Source organism: Rhizobium mongolense subsp. loessense, from assembly GCF_900099775.1.
Taxonomy (GTDB): Bacteria; Pseudomonadota; Alphaproteobacteria; order Rhizobiales; family Rhizobiaceae; genus Rhizobium; species Rhizobium loessense.
The window spans coordinates 287,372-303,210 of sequence record NZ_FMTM01000008.1; the positions used below are offsets into that span (position 1 = coordinate 287,372).

Annotated in this window: 22 protein-coding genes, 2 tRNA genes and 1 pseudogene; 16 read left to right on the plus strand and 9 right to left on the minus strand. The window is 57.6% G+C overall.

The window, feature by feature from the left end; translation table 11 throughout:
* Positions 1-230 precede the first annotated feature (230 nt).
* Positions 231-1,136 (minus strand): hypothetical protein, encoded by a 906-nt coding sequence (locus BLP23_RS24265; RefSeq protein ID WP_092587295.1) that lies wholly within the window; start codon positions 1,134-1,136, stop codon positions 231-233.
* Between the two features lie 260 nt (positions 1,137-1,396).
* Here BLP23_RS24265 and BLP23_RS35145 point away from each other — a divergent pair, with 260 nt between their 5' ends.
* From BLP23_RS35145 to BLP23_RS24290, 3 genes are all read left to right on the plus strand, one after another.
* Positions 1,397-1,615, plus strand: a complete 219-nt coding sequence (locus BLP23_RS35145; protein ID WP_092587360.1) for a DUF6719 family protein — start codon at positions 1,397-1,399, stop codon at positions 1,613-1,615.
* 1,095 nt (positions 1,616-2,710) lie between these two features.
* Entirely contained in the window at positions 2,711-2,911 is a 201-nt protein-coding gene (locus tag BLP23_RS33825) for a hypothetical protein (protein WP_167363951.1), read from the plus strand.
* A gap of 570 nt (positions 2,912-3,481) precedes the next feature.
* Complete coding sequence (locus BLP23_RS24290) at positions 3,482-3,667, plus strand: hypothetical protein (protein WP_092587361.1); 186 nt, start codon at positions 3,482-3,484, stop codon at positions 3,665-3,667.
* 18 nt (positions 3,668-3,685) lie between these two features.
* On the opposite strand, the gene BLP23_RS24295 is transcribed toward BLP23_RS24290, so the two are convergent.
* The 3 genes and pseudogenes from BLP23_RS24295 to BLP23_RS24310 form a co-directional block, all read right to left on the minus strand.
* The gene (locus tag BLP23_RS24295) at positions 3,686-3,883 is read right to left on the minus strand and encodes a hypothetical protein (protein WP_092587297.1); all 198 of its coding nucleotides are present in this window, start codon (positions 3,881-3,883) and stop codon (positions 3,686-3,688) included.
* Between the two features lie 710 nt (positions 3,884-4,593).
* Positions 4,594-4,667, minus strand: a tRNA-Cys gene (locus tag BLP23_RS24305).
* Between the two features lie 518 nt (positions 4,668-5,185).
* A pseudogene (locus tag BLP23_RS24310) lies at positions 5,186-5,329 on the minus strand (ATP dependent DNA ligase); the annotation flags it as partial.
* A gap of 414 nt (positions 5,330-5,743) precedes the next feature.
* On the opposite strand from BLP23_RS24310, the gene BLP23_RS24315 reads away from it, so the two are divergent.
* Complete coding sequence (locus tag BLP23_RS24315) at positions 5,744-5,971, plus strand: hypothetical protein (RefSeq protein ID WP_092587299.1); 228 nt, start codon at positions 5,744-5,746, stop codon at positions 5,969-5,971.
* 51 nt (positions 5,972-6,022) lie between these two features.
* Here BLP23_RS24315 and BLP23_RS33830 read toward each other — a convergent pair whose 3' ends face one another.
* Together BLP23_RS33830 and BLP23_RS34705 are read right to left on the minus strand one after the other, a co-directional pair.
* Positions 6,023-6,172 carry a hypothetical protein gene (locus BLP23_RS33830; protein ID WP_167363966.1) on the minus strand — a complete coding sequence of 50 codons (150 nt, stop codon included), beginning with the start codon at positions 6,170-6,172 and terminating at the stop codon, positions 6,023-6,025.
* Positions 6,141-6,575, minus strand: coding sequence for a hypothetical protein (locus BLP23_RS34705; RefSeq protein ID WP_233426789.1), 435 nt, complete (start codon positions 6,573-6,575; stop codon positions 6,141-6,143). The genes BLP23_RS33830 and BLP23_RS34705 overlap by 32 nt, the downstream gene beginning before the upstream one ends.
* Before the next feature lie 35 nt (positions 6,576-6,610).
* Between BLP23_RS34705 and BLP23_RS24325 the strand changes: the two genes are divergently transcribed.
* The 3 genes from BLP23_RS24325 (at position 6,611) to BLP23_RS24335 (ending at position 7,873) form a co-directional block, all read left to right on the plus strand.
* The gene (locus tag BLP23_RS24325) at positions 6,611-6,922 is read left to right on the plus strand and encodes a hypothetical protein (RefSeq protein ID WP_092587300.1); all 312 of its coding nucleotides are present in this window, start codon (positions 6,611-6,613) and stop codon (positions 6,920-6,922) included.
* 89 nt (positions 6,923-7,011) lie between these two features.
* The gene (locus BLP23_RS33320) at positions 7,012-7,197 is read left to right on the plus strand and encodes a hypothetical protein (protein ID WP_139187101.1); all 186 of its coding nucleotides are present in this window, start codon (positions 7,012-7,014) and stop codon (positions 7,195-7,197) included.
* Positions 7,198-7,285: 88 nt separating this feature from the next.
* Positions 7,286-7,873 (plus strand): hypothetical protein, encoded by a 588-nt coding sequence (locus BLP23_RS24335; RefSeq protein WP_139187102.1) that lies wholly within the window; start codon positions 7,286-7,288, stop codon positions 7,871-7,873.
* A 116-nt stretch (positions 7,874-7,989) separates the two neighbouring features.
* Here BLP23_RS24335 and BLP23_RS24340 read toward each other — a convergent pair whose 3' ends face one another.
* Positions 7,990-8,286 (minus strand): hypothetical protein, encoded by a 297-nt coding sequence (locus tag BLP23_RS24340; RefSeq protein ID WP_092587303.1) that lies wholly within the window; start codon positions 8,284-8,286, stop codon positions 7,990-7,992.
* Here BLP23_RS24340 and BLP23_RS33835 point away from each other — a divergent pair.
* From BLP23_RS33835 to BLP23_RS24360, 4 genes are all read left to right on the plus strand, one after another.
* On the plus strand, positions 8,227-8,403 hold the full coding sequence (locus BLP23_RS33835; RefSeq protein ID WP_167363952.1) for a hypothetical protein: 177 nt from the start codon (positions 8,227-8,229) through the stop codon (positions 8,401-8,403). The two genes, BLP23_RS24340 and BLP23_RS33835, sit on opposite strands and share 60 nt — an antisense overlap.
* A tRNA-Asn gene (locus BLP23_RS24345) sits at positions 8,404-8,478 on the plus strand.
* A gap of 203 nt (positions 8,479-8,681) precedes the next feature.
* Positions 8,682-8,966, plus strand: a complete 285-nt coding sequence (locus tag BLP23_RS24350) for a hypothetical protein (protein WP_092587304.1) — start codon at positions 8,682-8,684, stop codon at positions 8,964-8,966.
* Between the two features lie 605 nt (positions 8,967-9,571).
* Positions 9,572-9,769, plus strand: coding sequence for a hypothetical protein (locus tag BLP23_RS24360; protein ID WP_139187103.1), 198 nt, complete (start codon positions 9,572-9,574; stop codon positions 9,767-9,769).
* A 197-nt stretch (positions 9,770-9,966) separates the two neighbouring features.
* Here the strand turns inward: BLP23_RS24360 and BLP23_RS24365 are convergent, their stop codons facing one another.
* On the minus strand, positions 9,967-10,326 hold the full coding sequence (locus BLP23_RS24365) for a hypothetical protein (protein ID WP_167363967.1): 360 nt from the start codon (positions 10,324-10,326) through the stop codon (positions 9,967-9,969).
* Positions 10,327-10,668: 342 nt separating this feature from the next.
* On the opposite strand from BLP23_RS24365, the gene BLP23_RS24370 reads away from it, so the two are divergent.
* A complete protein-coding gene (locus BLP23_RS24370; RefSeq protein ID WP_092587308.1) occupies positions 10,669-11,046 on the plus strand; it encodes a hypothetical protein in 378 nt (125 codons plus the stop codon).
* 387 nt (positions 11,047-11,433) lie between these two features.
* On the opposite strand, the gene BLP23_RS24380 is transcribed toward BLP23_RS24370, so the two are convergent.
* A complete protein-coding gene (locus tag BLP23_RS24380; protein ID WP_092587309.1) occupies positions 11,434-12,270 on the minus strand; it encodes an SDR family NAD(P)-dependent oxidoreductase in 837 nt (278 codons plus the stop codon).
* 312 nt (positions 12,271-12,582) lie between these two features.
* On the opposite strand from BLP23_RS24380, the gene BLP23_RS24385 reads away from it, so the two are divergent.
* From BLP23_RS24385 to BLP23_RS24400, 4 genes are read left to right on the plus strand one after another with little or no spacing between them, the layout of a single operon-like run.
* Positions 12,583-13,623 (plus strand): cysteine synthase A, encoded by a 1,041-nt coding sequence (locus BLP23_RS24385; protein WP_092587310.1) that lies wholly within the window; start codon positions 12,583-12,585, stop codon positions 13,621-13,623.
* Positions 13,624-13,628: 5 nt separating this feature from the next.
* A complete protein-coding gene (locus tag BLP23_RS24390; protein WP_092587311.1) occupies positions 13,629-14,366 on the plus strand; it encodes an alanyl-tRNA editing protein in 738 nt (245 codons plus the stop codon).
* Positions 14,367-14,387: 21 nt separating this feature from the next.
* The gene (gene sseA / locus BLP23_RS24395; RefSeq protein WP_092587312.1) at positions 14,388-15,257 is read left to right on the plus strand and encodes a 3-mercaptopyruvate sulfurtransferase; all 870 of its coding nucleotides are present in this window, start codon (positions 14,388-14,390) and stop codon (positions 15,255-15,257) included.
* An 8-nt stretch (positions 15,258-15,265) separates the two neighbouring features.
* Complete coding sequence (locus BLP23_RS24400; protein WP_039844683.1) at positions 15,266-15,826, plus strand: GNAT family N-acetyltransferase; 561 nt, start codon at positions 15,266-15,268, stop codon at positions 15,824-15,826.
* Positions 15,827-15,839: the final 13 nt, after the last annotated feature.

Sequence of the window (15,839 nt, forward strand, 5' to 3'; positions counted from 1 at the left end):
TGACTGCAACTCTTGTTTGGAATAAAGAGGTGGTTTGTGGTATTCTTACAACCGGAGGAAATGGAGGAGGTGCAGGCCATGTCTGCCTTTTTCGAGTATCTCACGCTGTTCGACTTCTTCATCATCGCAGCGCTCATCGCCATATTCTGCTGCGGGCTGCTGGACAGCGAGACGACACGATAGCGTTAGTGCACTCAGAGCTGCGAAGTGCAGCGCGCCGGAACGCCGCACTATGCATATAACTGCGCGCAAGCGTCGCTCATCGACCTCGACAGCGCTTCGAATTTGACGGCCTGCCATCCCCGATAGTCTTCGATCAGGCGGGCGGAAATCCAGAAATTCTCGCCATATTGTGATCCGTCCCAGCCGATGTCGCCGAGGGCTCTCGCACGGTTCAGCACCCTCACGATCTGCGTGCGCGAGACATGGTAGCGGCTTGCAAGATCTCCCGGCCTCAGTTCACCAACATAGCAGCGCTCGGAAAGCGTATTGCCCGAGGGAAAACGGGCCACCAGGTCATGAACCACATTGCTGCCGAGATTGGTGAACGTGAAGGTCTTCACGCTTTCCGGCGGATCGTTCCAGCGCGGATCGGCGATAAGTGCCCGGGCAGCGGGCGGATGGGAATAATAAAGCAGTCGCGGGTCGGCCTGGGAAAGAGCAAGCCGCTCTCCCCCGTCCAATCTGTCCAGCGATGCCATATGGCTGTCGAACCAGTTGCGGATAAGACGCTCCGCCGCTTCGGAAATCGCCAGCGGCCGCAGTCTCTTGTCGTGGCTCTCCCGTTCGGTGAAGAGCTTGTACTGGCGCATCTGCGCTATATAGGAGGCGATCGTATTCTTGCTTGCAAATCTGTGTAGCGGCGCGAACTCGGTAAGACGCGTCACCGTCAGATCCTCGCGGCTCGCATCGGTCCGACGCTCGAAATAGAAGGCGAGCGCGGCCTGGGCGACGAGCCAACGACGCAGATCAGACGTATAGCGCACCGCGCGCGGCGCCTCATGATAGATGGCTATCAGGCGGCTCGCCGCCTCCGTCAGCGACATTGCAAACAGCGGCGACGCCAGAAGCTCCCTAACGCTATAGCCGGACGGAATGCGCGCGTCCTGTCGAATTTCCTGTTCAATGGCCGGCATATCGGATCACAGCGGACTGATTTCGGCAATTCAGCCAGACCGCAGCGCCCGGCTTTTGCCTTGGAGGTATACTCCTGGAGAGGCTCCCTCATTTTCCAAAAATATGATTGTTTGTCAAATAATTGCTTGGCGGACGGTGCATTCATCCGCATTAAAAACCTGATGGTTTCGAGCTAATCCGATTGCGAAGTTTCCTTCGAGACCAATCCGCTATATCTATTAGCATTCACGAATAGATGGAGGGGAAAATGAAACGCACGATGAACATTCTTTGCGCATCGGCAGTTCTGTTCTCGGCTGGCTTCGCGCCGGCAGAGGCTGCAATGAAGGTCGTAAAGCAAAAACCGACCGTTTCATCATTGGCCCCAGGCGAGGCCGTTCTATACGACGACAAGAGGTGCCCGGCCGGCATGATCGCGAGATACACCAGAGCAAAAAATCGGGATGAAATTAGACGCGGCCAATGCGTCCACCAGTGAACCGTCACTTGCGGCAAGAGCTTGCCAACTCGCTTAGACACCTTCCCAAATTGTATCTAACGCCGAAATGTCAAAGCATTGAGAAGTTTGGAGGCCTCGCCCGGAATAACCAGATTTAGCACTGCCACAATTGCCTGAAATAAAATCCTCTGAAAATCAACGGCGGCTGCCACACCCTGCCGCACCTTATCGCCTATTCTATCTCGTAAAATCCCGGCATTCTCCTCCGGCTTCACCGTTGGACATGGCGTTGGCTGCCCCCCCGAGACGGACAATCATCCTTGATGATCTGCCCGGGGCCTGATGGCTTCGAGTGAACCCGCCTCACGCTGCGGGATATCGAGGATCGTTCCGGGCTTGCAGGCCCTATAGGTCTTATGCAGTAGCAACTTAGTAATAGGTGTTCCTTTCCATCGTTTCGGCTTTCGATGATACTCGCCTAAGCAGAGACACGGAGTGACGGATGGGAAACTTCGGGCCCGTGATAATCGCAAACATTCCGTATTCGGATTTGGAAAAGCTCTCAAATTCCGTGAAGAAGTGCGCGGGCGTTTACATACTCAAGGCACCAAGCGGCGGACCAGGAACGCCTGCGGTCGACGCTCACTGCTGGTTCCCATCACTCGATGACAGCATCCAATTCGAGCGCGAATGGGCGGCGTCCCACGACGACTGAGACAACGTTGGTCACTCCATCGCAATTTTGGGATTGCCGTTGACGACGCGATACTGCTTGCCATTGGCCTTGACGACGAGATCGCCGACGGCCGGCGCGATCGCGAGCCCCACGGACGAGAATGTAAACCTGCACGTCTCCGGCCGGAATGACGGTCCCGTCGATCTCGCGCGCCGTTTATTCCATCGGCACGAGCTTGGCCGTGGACGGGTTTTTCGATCGGATCGCCGCCCAACGACTGATCTGGAGGCGTGACGCGCGTAACGGTGCCGCTCTGGCCGAATTTCAGATCAGGCGTTCAGCGGTGACCCCAAGCGCCTATGGTTAAACTGTTCCATATTGCACCGCATATTAAAATTAGCAGTTGCTTGTGAACCTGCGAAATTGTGGCATCCTGCAAGCGATCAAAAGGGGGTCCCATGACTGCCAAGCTATACATTATAGGTAGACCACAACCGATACGCATGAACTGCCGGCAGATCGTCGATGCTGCCATGCTTGAATTGATCGAAACGCTGCACTCACAAGGCCTTGGACGGGCTGAGGTGGCCCTCGCCCTCGCCGACGCATCCGAAGATTACGTCATCAGGCTCGCGAGTGAGGCGGCTCACAGGGCCTAGACTACGAGCGCGCCCGACGGGATCGGACACAGGAACGGCCAGAGCCGCCCCTCGATCCTCGTCACGACCGGTGGCGAGCGCAACGATGTCGGCGATGTCCGTTGAAGCAGAGGTTGGATATTCGAGCGGGACGCTAATGACGATGCCCTCGCCGGTGATCTCGTATCCAGTCTGGCCTACGGCGTAGTTCTTTCAGTTATCCGCCGGGACCATTTCCGGCGGGTGCTCATTCCTCACCGGCCGGTCAGCACTCTTGAGCGTGTCCTCAACAAAGACCTCGGCGCCCGCGCAATAGACGCGCACCGCGCTCATGTCCGGTTTCCCACATCGGACCCAGATCGGTCTGGATGCCTGTACGGGCGATGCGAGCGTCGGCAACAACAAGGTAGCCGTCATCGCGCCGGCGCGTTCCCGCGACGGTTACAGCGTCGGCAAAATTCATTGTGGAACCCGAGGTTAGCGGCGTAGCCGGGCACTATCCCAATGGATAGGCTCGATATACACACGCACGATTCATTTTTTGATGGCCAAGTGCTTTTCTTTAGATGCTTCAAGAAGGAGGAATTTCCCATGGAAGCCAACAGGTATAACGCTCACAAGAACCTCAACATCTATTGGTCGGTGTTCGATGAAGTTACCGGGCAGAAAGCGGTGATCAACGGATTTGTCATGGACATGCTCACAGCCGAGCAGGCCGAGGAGTTGGTCGGAGCACTGAACCGCGAGATAGATCAAGAATTTCTTCTGGCTGCATGACACCGATGACACCGAGCATCAGACCTCGCTGACGCTCGCAAGACAGTCGTCGATCACTTCCTTAAGCACCTCCGGTCGAAGCGGGATCTCGCCCTGATAGGGTTCGACGGTCCCGAGTTCCGGTGCATCACCGTCGTAAGAAATGGTGATATGCGGCTGGCACTCGGCGTAATCCCAGCTCGCGCCCCTCTCTCCACCATCTCCTCGTGCTGGCAAATGAGCTTGTTCGACGCAAACAGCAACGCGCGAGCCTCTCAGAACCGCTCCATCAGCCGCGGTCAGATACCGGAGCGACGGAAGACCAGTCGGCGCCTGCCGGGCGCAACATTGATCAGAAGCCGGTTGATCCGGCCATCTGTCACCGCTTGCCAGGTGGTCGCAGATCGCGTCAAGATGCCACCCGCGAACAAACGTCGAGTTCGGCTCTACCGCATGCCATGCCTCGTGAACGAAACCAGCCAGGGATTGGCAGCGCGCCCGTAAGCGCTCCGCATCCTTGGCGGTGCGGTCTATTTCAAGAGCCGCCGCTCTCCCATCCTCTGCGCCGCAATAGCCCTCATCATCTCCCGGTGGCAAGCAGGCAAAGATGGCTTCGGGTGCATTGAGTTGCTCTTCCGATACGTTCGTTAGATCGACGGTCTGGATAGGTCCGCCACCGCGGCCGGTGTGTCGAATACTGGCGAGCTTGGCATTGCATATAAGGCGCTGCATCCTTCGCGATCGACGCTGCAGCATGCCGAGCGCGCACGTAGGCAGACTGTGGAAAAAATTAACTCGGATAGAATCGGTTCAAAGCTGCCGCCGCTGAAGGACGGTGGAACGCATTTCAACGCCTCGTTTTGGTATGGCGGAACGGTTCAAGTCAAGATTGACACCGAAAAAAGCTGCAGCAAAATCAAGCACTTACAGGTGACTTAAAAGTTGATTGGAGGCCTCGCCCGGAATTGAACCGGGGTACAAGGATTTGCAGTCCTCTGCGTCACCACTCCGCCACGAGGCCATCGTTAAGCGTTTTATGCTGTGGTGGCGCGGATTTAGAATGATCCTAGGAGAAGCGCAAGGGGGTTCATTCTGAATACGGTCCTTTTTTCATTCTGAGTAACCGTTTTCCGAATGTTCTCGGACCCCGCAGAGTTGACCGCGGGGTTTTTCTTTAACGGACAGCGAGATTTTTACTGGCAGATGCCGGCGGCATTTTTAACTTGACCCGGTGCGCAGTCGGACGACTCTTGCTTGCCTTGGGAATCCTTGTCTTTGTCGGACGAGCTTGGCCCGGAGGTTGAAGTGCCAGATCCGGTACCCGAACCTGAAGTGTCGCCGGATTGGCCAGAACCACTAGTTCCACCAGAACCGCCAGTCCCACCCGAGCCGCTGGCCTGAGCCATTGCCGAAGTTGCAAGGCCGATCGAAAGTGCAAAGACTGTAATGAGTTTCAGAAGCATTGGTTGATCCTCCATTTTGAGCTTCGGTTCTGATCCACCAAACCTCGGCGAGAGGAACAGGTTCCTGCCAATTGTTTCACTCTATCTGATAAATCTCCGCATTCTCGTCGGGCTCACGCAGCCCCTTGTATGATGACTGCCGCAGCTTGCCGTCATGAGTCCAGGCTCGATATTCGACCTCGGCAACCAGCGCCGGCTTCACCCAGACGATATATTTTCGGCAGCGATGGCCGTACGGCGATCATCCTTAGCGGATGCATCGAATATGCTTTTGAGGGCGAGAAGCCTGTCAGCAGCCGTCCATTCGGCTTTCTCGGCCACCTTGTTCTTGATTTCGTCAACACGGCGGCTGATGTTGACATTTGTTGACAACCTAGAGCGGCGGCCCAGGGGGGAGGCCTATACGGTCCACCCCGTCGATCTCGCAAGTATAGCGAGCCGAAGCGCTTGGTTCCTTGGGTTCCCTACATTAGCCTAATTGCCATGTTCATCGTATTTTGCGTCATTCTTCTGTCGCCTCTTCGAGCGTGAGGGTTGACTCGCAGGCCGTCTTGCCTTTCGCCAACTCCCTGGGCGAACTTCTCATGCCGTGCGCTTTTCAGGACGGGCACGGGTTAATCTTGAGAGGACCGTCATGGAAGACGACGAAAGAACAACGATCTCTGCCGAATACCAGGGCGACGATATCGTCGTGATGTCGAAAGACCCGCTGATCGGGAAGCTTGAGCTCATGACTGAGACCGACGAGGTCGTGGAAGTGAGGATCGACCGCGATACTGCAGAAGGTTTGCTATCGGCGCTGGTGCCGTTTCTTGCTCACGGTGAAGGCGACGAGGCTCCGAATTTCTCGACTGTCCAATGATCTTGTCGACCACGCCACGCTGCGGCCATCGCATTTCGCGACACGAATTTTCTACAATATCCAGCACAGGAGCGTGACTGCCACCACGATGCACATCACCAGCAGCGTGCCGCGCTCGACCATCCCGCTCATCTCGGCCACCATGCCGCGATAGATGACAGTGCGAACATCATCGCCACCAGAGCGAGATAGACGGTCCATGCAGCAGCGTTGCGGACAGGACGAGGTAGGCGAGCCAGACGATCTTGCAGACGATGTGGAGGGCTTGGTTCTGGGCGAACGTCGTCTTGCCGCTCACCTTCGCCTCGTCGATTATCGCGTGCGCCGTCCATTCGATCAGACCTAGCCAGACGCTCCCGGTGACCACTGTCACGCCGGTGCCTTGAATGCCGGAGTGTGCGATCAGATGATAAACGCGCAGCGGGCCTGATTGTTTGGCGTCGGATAGAATCGCACAGCCAAATGGGCGCCGAGCAACATCAGCGCCAGCATCAGAATATTTTCGATCGTCGTCTCTCAACCTGTGAATAAGTCGAATAATCGGTAAACCGCGTGCAAAGCCGTTCATGTTGTTGAACTGCACTTGCGACTCATGGGTGTTCATTATCAATTGCTCATGCAACCAGCAAAGGAACGGCTATGGCACGCTACATTGCAGTTTACGATATCGCCGACACCTATCGAGATCCGCACGCCGCGTTTATCGCTCAAGCGGAGAAAATTGGATGGTCGACTTGGGTATGGGCGCTTACCGCGAAGAAATGGTATAAGCTACCCAACACCACCCTGATCGGCGACTTCCAAGATCGCGACGCGGCACAAGCAGCATTCAACGCCGCAGCAAAGGCCGCCAGAGCTGAGAAGGGTGAGCTTACGGTCGAGAAGTATTTTATCGCCGACTGGGGCTCAGCCACATTTGACTCTGATGTTAAAGCCGACCCTGCGAAATGATCGCTCGTTCGGTGCCCTTAGACATAGGTGACTGTTGTCATCACCCCGGAAGCCGCCGTGTGTTGTAAGGCCTCCGAGGTGATATCCGCGTGGGTGATGCAAAGATAGGCCAGATCGGCGTCAGCACGGCAGAGAAGACCTACGAAGAGTTCGGCGGCACTCGCATGGGCGAGAAGGTCGTCACCTATTGCAAGGTCATCTGGAAGCATGAAGCCTCATCACCCGGAACTGTTTCGGCAGGATACGCCGAACCCATGGGACGGCGTCACGCTTAAGCTACGGAAGAAAAACACCAAGGGCCATGTGGATCGCGAGGCTGTCTATTCCTTCGCCAATGGCGCTATCGAGAAAGGGCGTGGGGAATTGGCGGCAGCCGCGGTGCTGGCCTTCGAATGGCTCATGCGCCCGTCCTCGATCGGCGCCGGCTATGCCCCATGGACCGGCTACCCCGCCTCCGCTCATCCGGACAAGATTCGCCTGAAGCACAGGAAAACGGATGAGCTGGTGCTTCACCCGCTCGAATATGTCGACGAGAAAGACGGGGAACTGGTGAGGCTCTATGCCGACGCCGAAGACATTTTGCTCAAGACGCCGAGATACGGCACATCAATCGTCTGTAAGAAGAATGGCCAGCTATTCGGGGATGGTACATTCCTCGCCCACAAGGTCCGCGAGAGGGCGGATTTGTTGCGCGACGAAGGAAAGCTCAGCGCGAAGGCATTCAGCCTGGACATGTGCCGACACGGCGGCATGACAGAATTGGAGGAGAGCAGCCTTACCGAGGGACAGGGTCGAGCGCTCTCAAAGCACAAGACTGCGGCGGTCTACCGTGGCTATGCGAAAGAGACGGAAAAGCACGTCCTGGAAGCCACGAAGAAGCGTTTCGGCCATTCTGAACAGCCGAAAATTATGAATGAAATCAAAGGCAGTAAAAAAGAGAATGGGGCCTGATATGACGGCTCTTATTCAGAACGGTCATTGGATTTGCTGTGGATTTGCAGTCCTCTGCGTCACCACTCCACCACGGGGCCACCGTTCTTCACACGCTCTTTTCCTTGGCTGCTCGATCAGCCTGTGGACGTGTTCCGTCGGTGCCACCAGATGGAGAATCGGCGGCGCCATCTGCGGGCGAACGGCAGGTCGTGCGAGAGAACGATGAAGCCGAGCGGTATCATCCAGAAGCCGAGAACAGGCAGAAAGCCCAGGATACCGCAGAAGATCAGCAGGACGCCTATGAACACGCGGGCAATCCGCGAGCGCGGTAGAGGGATGTGCAGGGAACCGAGAACGAGCTTTCCCGTTGTATGATCGATGCCGAAGCGCTTTTCGCGCGGATTTCTGCTATTGTCTTTCCCGTTAGTCATGCACAGGAGATGGGAACAAACGCCGCAAATGCAAGCGGATGTCATTTTTTTGAAAAAACTGCTTGGCAAATCGAACAAGCATTTGTATTAGCCCACTCACGCCGCGCCAAGCGGTGATCCCTGGTAGCTCAGCGGTAGAGCATTCGACTGTTAATCGACAGGTCGCCGGTTCGAATCCGGCCCGGGGAGCCAGATTTAAGGATAGGCGCCTGTTTTCGTAGATTTTTCCGAAACAGGCGCTTTCTTCCCTACTTCCCACTTTTGTTTGCCTGTGGATCAGTCTCCTTTGCCGGGAACTGCTAGCGCGGCCATCTGCCCCACCAGATATTCTGCGAGCGTGCTCGGCGACGGGATATAGATGAAGCCGGATAAAACTCCGCAATCTGTTGCAAGAGATGGATGTCCGGCTGGCTCGGGCGGAAAATGCTATCACTCAAGTCGACGGCAAAGCTGGGCCGGCTAACAGCGTGGTGCAGCAGTTGTTCAACCTGCGGGCAGAAGTTCGAAGACGTCTGAACAAAGTCGACGCGCTGCGCGCGGCGGATATTGCCAGTCTAGAACATCACATCGATCGTCTTCGAGAGGTCGCCGGGGATCGTCTCCATGCCTTCGGCCATTCAGCACCGATTAGCGAACCTCTTCGTTCGATCTTTCACGACTCAATTCAATCGGCTTCGTGAACCTTAGTGCCGGAATCAAAATCGGCTTGAACCAACTGGGGCGGACGATGTTCTCGATGCGTTGCTGGGCCAAAGCTGGCCGCTTTTCAATTTGGCTTTGAAGGTGACCGTATCGTCGTCGTCGACCAGCCGCTACGAGCTACGGAGCGAGAACGAGACATTGCCGCTGCAGCGCTCGATGCCGCGGTCGAGCAAAGCGTCTACGTCGGTGAGCAACTCTCACAGTCTATCTGCTCTCTGAGGCTTCGGGACGCCTTCAGGATGCTCCAAGGCAAGCTAGAGGCTCGTTCCAGCATAATCCAAATCGGAATGTTCAATCAGACTTGCGGTCGCGTCCTGCGCGGCGATGTCGAGGAGCTTTCCTCAACTCTGTTCGAGCTCTTGCTTTCGCACGTGGAAATGATCTTCGTGGCAATAGCGCAATTACTGGAGGATGTTCTGCGAAAACGCCGTCGACCTCGATCGCGATTCCATCTCCGCTCTTTCGCAAAGCACGATTGCCCTGTCACGCAGCCTGAAAACGAGGAGCGACGCTACACGCGAGGTTAGTGAAGCTCTGGATATCGTGGTGGGATGGGCGAAACAAGAAGGCAGACAAGAGAGACGTGCTCGCACTGACAAGCACGCTTCAAAATTTCTGGTCGCTGATAGCGAAGTCGGCCTTGGCGAAAGAAGTCGCCAGCGAAGGGAGAAAATTTGTCGCTAAGGCGATTATCGGATTACTAGCGGCGACGACCGCCGGCACCCTCGCGGCGTTCGGGAAGGTTCCTGGTGCAGAGTGGATCGAGACGACCGTTTCGTAAGTCTTCCGGCGACGGGCCGCCGTCCAGCAATCCGAAACTAGTATGCTTGTCACCGTCCTCCGGCACGGGCTGACGACTCGCACAAAGGATGATTTGCTCAAACGGCAGAAAACCCGCCGGCTGGTGACACCGACGGGCTGGGCTGAGGGTAACCGTTTTAGATCGTCGCTTTTTCCCTGACGTGCGAGCGCTACCGACTAGAAATCAAAATAGAGGGTCACTCCCGACCGCCGGTGGTAGCGGTAATAGTCAGGATAGCCGCCGTAGTACCGAGGATAGCCATAGTACCTCGGATAATAGCCATAGTACCTCGGATAACTGCGGTATCCATATGGGCGAGAGTAGCAGTTGCCGTAGTAACGGCAGGAACGGTAGGCGTACCGCCGGTTCCAATAGCGATCCGAACGCCAATGACCGTGGTGCCGTTTTTTGACCTGCACGACATCGCCGGTCTGCACCTGTTCTGCTTTCGGCACGTAGATCGGCGCAGCGTTTAGCGGTAGGGCGAAAGAGGCAGCCAAGACTACAGCTGCGAGGGCGGATAAGAGTTTTTTCATCATGAACTCCTCCTCGCTATCTACATTGAACCATCGCGCCTGAACCACCGATGAACGTTGCGTGTGCGGCGACTTGCGCTTAGCAGAGTCAACCGGCCGGCGCACTGCTGCTGTGGGCGCACCGGCCTTTGGTGTTCAATTAAAAAGCCGCGCTCAACGAATAAATCGGAGCGCGGCCGCTAACCGCACCCCAGCCAGCACCATCTCATGCGGGCGGCCGCATTCGTGCCGACGGCCTGCCAGAACATCTTTGTCGGCGTTCGTCGTTTACGCCTTAAAAGTATCGTTGCAACCAACCTCGGTGCGACGCGTTCCTTCACGTGCGAAATCCGAGGATCAGTCATGAAACCCATCCTTTCCATTGCAGCCGTTACCTTGGCATTGACTGCCGGCGCAAGCTTCGCCCAGCAGGCCACCGACACCCCGCGGTCGCCAGACAGCGCAACAGCGGCGCCTGAACCCACTCCGCCCGGTCAGCAAGCAGCTCCCTCAAATGAGGATCGTCCTCGTTTTGGTTGGAGCAGGGGACGAATGCGTGATCGTCCGCCGCCTCCCCCATCAAAGGCCGCGCATTTTCACATTCAGGATGGAGACATTAAAATCGACATCAAGTGTGCCGATGACGAGCCGACAAAGGTTTGCGCCGACGTTCTCTTGCAAATGCTGGACAGATTGGAAGGGGCATCATCGTCCAGAGGCGATCGTGATGATTACCGGTAGGAACCTATCTCAGCATCTGCCCGATATCATGATCAACAAACCCTCTTCGCACATGCAAGCGATAACAGCGTTGAAGGGCGGTGTCGGTCAGGTCTTTGGTCCGAAGCTTACCCTCCCGGGCAAGGGCGACAGCGTGTGCTCTAAAGGAAGGATCCGTGCCACCGGTAAGACGAATCCGCTCGGCCCGATCATGGTCTCGTTTGCGCATCGGAGGCATCTATCTGGCGCAGTAGAAGAATAGAGGGGAATTGACGACACAAAGTTCGCGGTTTCGTCCGGCTCGGGGAGCCGGATTTCGTCAGTATCAACTAATCAACTGAATGAGCTGTTCTTTTTGAACCGCCTCCTATTCTTTGGCCGCAGGCTGCACTGAGACTCGTTCCCCAGTCACTCCGCAGGATGCGGTGTCGCCGGATGGTGACCGGACGAAGGGCGCGGATGCTTCCACCAGCGGGTGGAACGATTCACCAGCCGGAAGTAGAGGCCGTAGGGCATCAGCCGGAGGAGCTTCAGTATATAAGTGAAGCGCTTCGGAAAACTGACTTCGAAGCGATTGGATTTGAGGCCTGCCGCAATCTGTTCGGCGGCTTCCGCTGGCGACACGAGCGGCGGCATCGGGAAGCTGTTCTCGAGCGCCGCCGGCATATCGGCAAAGCCCGGGCAAATGATCTGGATGCGGATGCCCATCTTGTCGAGATCGAATTTCAGGCTTTCGGCCATGTTGATGAGGGCCGCCTCGGTGGCGCCATAGGCCGCGCTCGTGGGCAGGCCACCATAGCCGGCGGCGGAAGAGACGATGGCAATCTGCCCCTGCCCCTTGGCCTTCATGTGCCGGATGGCAGGCAGGAGGCAATTAACGACACCGCACAGATTGACGGCGAAGCTTTTCTCGAAATCCGCGCGGTTCAATTCCTCGGCATGCACAGGCTGGTAAATGCCGGTATTGAAGATCGCCAGGGCGAGCGCGCCGTGCTCGTATTCGATCGAGGCGAGTACATGCTCCATATCCTCGGGATCGGTCACGTCGCCATCGAGAACGACAATGCTGCCGGAAAGGCCGCTTGCTTCGGTCTGAAGTTCGGCCAGCTCTACATGATTGCCCGCGGTGACGGCGACTTTGTATCCCTCGCCTGCCAGTTTCAGCGCCAATGCCCGCCCGATGCCTGAATTCGCGCCGGAAATCCAGGTGATGCCATGTTCGGGACGGGCGACGAAATCACGCATGATTGACTTCCTCCAGACTGCCGATTCAGCACAAAACCAGGCCCGGAAGTTCCTCGCTGCCTCCCGGATTCATGCCTTTATCATGCTATTGTGGCTCATTTCAGCCGATCAGGCGGTCGCTCACCCCGCCACAGGATTTTGATGTGCTTGAAGCGGGCAGCCCGACGCAAATTGCAAGTCACGCCGGATTTTGAAAGCGGAAGTCTAATTTTATCGTCGCAGGCGGGGCCATGGAATAGCATTTCTTGCCAACCCAGCCTTGTGAAGGGAAAAGACCGTTCCTAAACTACCAGTTCCACAGAGGCAGATTCCATGACCTTCCACCCATCCGTCATCGAGGCGATCGGCAACACTCCGCTCATCAAGCTCAAGGGCGCATCCGAAGCGACCGGTTGCACCATCCTAGGCAAGGCGGAGTTCCTGAACCCCGGCCAGTCGGTGAAGGACCGCGCCGCGCTTTACATCATTCGCGATGCCGAGAAAAAGGGGCTGCTGAGGCCAGGCGGCGTAATTGTCGAGGGCACCGCCGGCAATACCGGCATCGGGCTGGCCGTCGTCGCTAACGCGCTCGGTTACCGCACCGTGATCGTCATCCCGGAAACGCAAAGCCAGGAGAAGAAGGACGCACTGAAGTTGCTCGGCGCCGAACTCGTCGAAGTGCCCGCCGTGCCTTACAAGAACCCCAACAACTACGTGAAGGTTTCCGGCCGCCTGGCAGAGCAACTGGCGAAGTCCGATCCGAACGGCGCTATCTGGGCGAACCAGTTCGACAATGTCGCGAACCGCCAGGCGCACATCGAGACCACGGCCGCGGAAATCTGGAAAGATACCGACGGCAAGGTCGACGGCTTCGTCAGCGCCGTCGGTTCGGGAGGCACGCTTGCGGGCGTCGCGGCCGGCCTCAAGGCGTTCCGCAAGGACGTCAAGATCGCCATCGCCGACCCTGAGGGGGCAGCACTTTACGAGTTCTACAAGAACGGTGAATTGAAATCGTCCGGCTCCTCGATCACCGAGGGCATCGGCCAGGGCCGCATCACGGCCAATCTCGACGGCTTCACGCCGGATTTCGCCTATCAGATTTCCGACGCCGAAGCGCTGCCCTATGTCTTCGATCTCGTGGAACACGAAGGGCTCTGCCTCGGCGGTTCGACGGGAATCAATATTGCCGGCGCGGTACGCCTTGCGAAGGATCTTGGCCCGGGTCACATCGTGGTGACGATCCTTTGCGACTACGGCAACCGCTACCAGTCAAAACTTTTCAACCCCGATTTCCTGACCTCAAAGGGCCTGCCCGTTCCCACGTGGCTGACCACTTCGCAGGACATACAGATACCCTACGAACCAGCAGCGTGAGATCCATGCCAGTCAATGCCCTCTATCGTGACGATTTCTATCTATCGACATGCGAGGCGGTGGTCACCGCCATCCACGAAGGCGGGGGCATCGAGCTGGATCAGACCTGCTTTTATGCAGCGTCGGGCGGCCAACCGGGCGATACCGGCTTTCTCGAGCGCGCTGACGGTTCGAAGATCGAACTTGGTCCGACGAAGCACGGGGCGACCAAGGATATCGTCGTCCATGTCCCGTTTCCGGGCCAGCCGCAGCCGGTGATCGGCGAAAGGCTCGTCCTGCATGTCGACTGGCCACGCCGCTACCGGCTGATGCGCATGCACACAGCCTGCCACCTGCTTTCGGTTGTCTGTTCCTATCCGATCACGGGTGCCGCTGTTGGCGAGGACGAGAGCCGCGTCGATTTCGACATGAGCGAGACGATCGACAAGGACGAGGTGACGGCGAAGTTGATGGGTCTCGTTGCCCAGAACTATCCGGTTTATGTCCAGTGGATCACCGACGAGGAGCTGGCTGCGAACCCCGGCATCGTGAAATCGAAGAACGTGCGCCCGCCGATGGGCCTTGGCCGCCTCAGTCTCGTCTGCATCGGGGAAAACTCGGCGATTGACAGCCAGCCCTGCGGCGGCACACATGTCTCCGAAACGCAGGAAGTCGGCCAGGTCCACATTGCCAAGATCGAGAAGAAGGGTAAGGAGAACCGCCGCTTCCGCATCCGCTTCGGCGTGACCGGCAATGACGCTTAAGACAATCAGGGAGAGATCAGAATGAGCGAAGAGAAGAGCCGTTTCGTCGTCTCGGCCGATTGGCTGCAGGGCGAGCTCGGAAAGCCGGACCTGCGCGTGCTGGACGCCTCCTTCTATCTCCCGGCGCAGAATCGCGACGCGGACGCCGAATATGCAAGTGGCCACATTGCTGGCGCGATCCGCTTCGACCAAGACAAGATCGCGGATCATTCCACCGGGCTGCCCCATACCATCCCCTCGCCGGATTATTTCGCCGAAGAAGCCGGCAAGCTCGGCATCAGCGAGACGGACCGTATCGTCGTCTATGATGGTATTGGCATGTTCGCCTCGCCGCGCGTCTGGTGGCTCTTCCGGGTCATGGGCGCGAAAAACGTCTTCGTTCTCGACGGCGGACTCGACGGCTGGAAGGCGGAGGGCCGTCCGCTGAAAACGGATGTCCCGAACTATAAGCCGACGACCTTCAAGACGAATTATGATGCAGGCCGTGTCGTTTCCCTCGAAACCATGCGAGACATCGTTTCCAGCGGCGCGCTGCAGATCGCCGATGCGCGCAGTGCCGGACGTTTCGCCGCCACTGAGCCGGAGCCGCGTGCCGGCATGCGCTCCGGCCATATGCCCGGCGCCCGCAGCCTGCCCTCCGGCGTTTTTGCCAATCAGGGCCGTTTCAAATCGCTGCCGGAACTGAAGCAGACCATCGAGGGTGCCGGCATCGACCTTTCGAAACCGGTCGTCACCTCCTGCGGCTCGGGGATTACGGCCGCGATCATCACGCTGGCGCTCGAATCGATCGGCCATACCGACAACAAGCTTTATGACGGCTCGTGGAGCGAGTGGGGCAGCCGCGACGACACCCCGGTGGTGACTGGCCCGCCCGACCCCATCAAGGTCTGAGACGCATCATGGCGAAGTCCCCCTCCTCGCTCACAGCGCATATCACCCGGCTGGAAATGACGGCGCCGCCCAAGGCAAGCCTACCGGTGCCGGTCAACATCCAGACGGCGATCATGCGTGCGCCGGGCATTCCGCTGCCATTCTACCGCTATCTCTACCGCCAGGTCGGCGCCCGCTGGCAATGGGTGGACCGGCTGCGGATGAGCGACGAGGCGCTTACGGAAACCCTGCACGACAAGCGCAACAATATCAGCGTGCTCTATGTTAACGGCGCGCCTGCCGGCTTCTACGAGTATTTCTGCGAGGACGAGGATACGATCGAACTTTGCCATTTCGGCCTGATCGAGCACGCGCTCGGCCTCGGCATCGGCAAGTGGTTCCTGCTGCAGGCGCTCTACGCGATCTGGACGCTGAACCCAACGCGCGTCACGACGACGACCAACAACCTCGACCATCCGCGCGCCCTGCAGCTCTATCAGATGTTCGGCTTCTCTCCTGTCTCAACCGGCACCGGCATCGTCCGGCCGCTCAGCGACAAGGAACTGCTGGAGATTGCCAGGAAGAGCTGAGCCGGCAGGAATC

Coding starts and splice junctions, on each gene's coding strand:
- BLP23_RS33835 (WP_167363952.1), top strand. CDS start 8,227: ATGATCGATGCCGAAGCGCTTTTCGCGCGGATTTCTGCTATTGTCTTT.
- sseA (WP_092587312.1), top strand. CDS start 14,388: ATGAGCGAAGAGAAGAGCCGTTTCGTCGTCTCGGCCGATTGGCTGCAG.
- BLP23_RS24315 (WP_092587299.1), top strand. CDS start 5,744: ATGGAAGACGACGAAAGAACAACGATCTCTGCCGAATACCAGGGCGAC.
- BLP23_RS33825 (WP_167363951.1), top strand. CDS start 2,711: ATGACTGCCAAGCTATACATTATAGGTAGACCACAACCGATACGCATG.
- BLP23_RS33830 (WP_167363966.1), bottom strand. CDS start 6,172: ATGGACCGTCTATCTCGCTCTGGTGGCGATGATGTTCGCACTGTCATC.
- BLP23_RS24380 (WP_092587309.1), bottom strand. CDS start 12,270: ATGCGTGATTTCGTCGCCCGTCCCGAACATGGCATCACCTGGATTTCC.
- BLP23_RS24385 (WP_092587310.1), top strand. CDS start 12,583: ATGACCTTCCACCCATCCGTCATCGAGGCGATCGGCAACACTCCGCTC.
- BLP23_RS35145 (WP_092587360.1), top strand. CDS start 1,397: ATGAACATTCTTTGCGCATCGGCAGTTCTGTTCTCGGCTGGCTTCGCG.
- BLP23_RS34705 (WP_233426789.1), bottom strand. CDS start 6,575: ATGAACACCCATGAGTCGCAAGTGCAGTTCAACAACATGAACGGCTTT.
- BLP23_RS24390 (WP_092587311.1), top strand. CDS start 13,629: ATGCCAGTCAATGCCCTCTATCGTGACGATTTCTATCTATCGACATGC.
- BLP23_RS24290 (WP_092587361.1), top strand. CDS start 3,482: ATGGAAGCCAACAGGTATAACGCTCACAAGAACCTCAACATCTATTGG.
- BLP23_RS24370 (WP_092587308.1), top strand. CDS start 10,669: ATGAAACCCATCCTTTCCATTGCAGCCGTTACCTTGGCATTGACTGCC.
- BLP23_RS24340 (WP_092587303.1), bottom strand. CDS start 8,286: ATGACTAACGGGAAAGACAATAGCAGAAATCCGCGCGAAAAGCGCTTC.
- BLP23_RS24265 (WP_092587295.1), bottom strand. CDS start 1,136: ATGCCGGCCATTGAACAGGAAATTCGACAGGACGCGCGCATTCCGTCC.
- BLP23_RS24365 (WP_167363967.1), bottom strand. CDS start 10,326: ATGAAAAAACTCTTATCCGCCCTCGCAGCTGTAGTCTTGGCTGCCTCT.
- BLP23_RS24350 (WP_092587304.1), top strand. CDS start 8,682: ATGGATGTCCGGCTGGCTCGGGCGGAAAATGCTATCACTCAAGTCGAC.
- BLP23_RS24325 (WP_092587300.1), top strand. CDS start 6,611: ATGGCACGCTACATTGCAGTTTACGATATCGCCGACACCTATCGAGAT.
- BLP23_RS24400 (WP_039844683.1), top strand. CDS start 15,266: ATGGCGAAGTCCCCCTCCTCGCTCACAGCGCATATCACCCGGCTGGAA.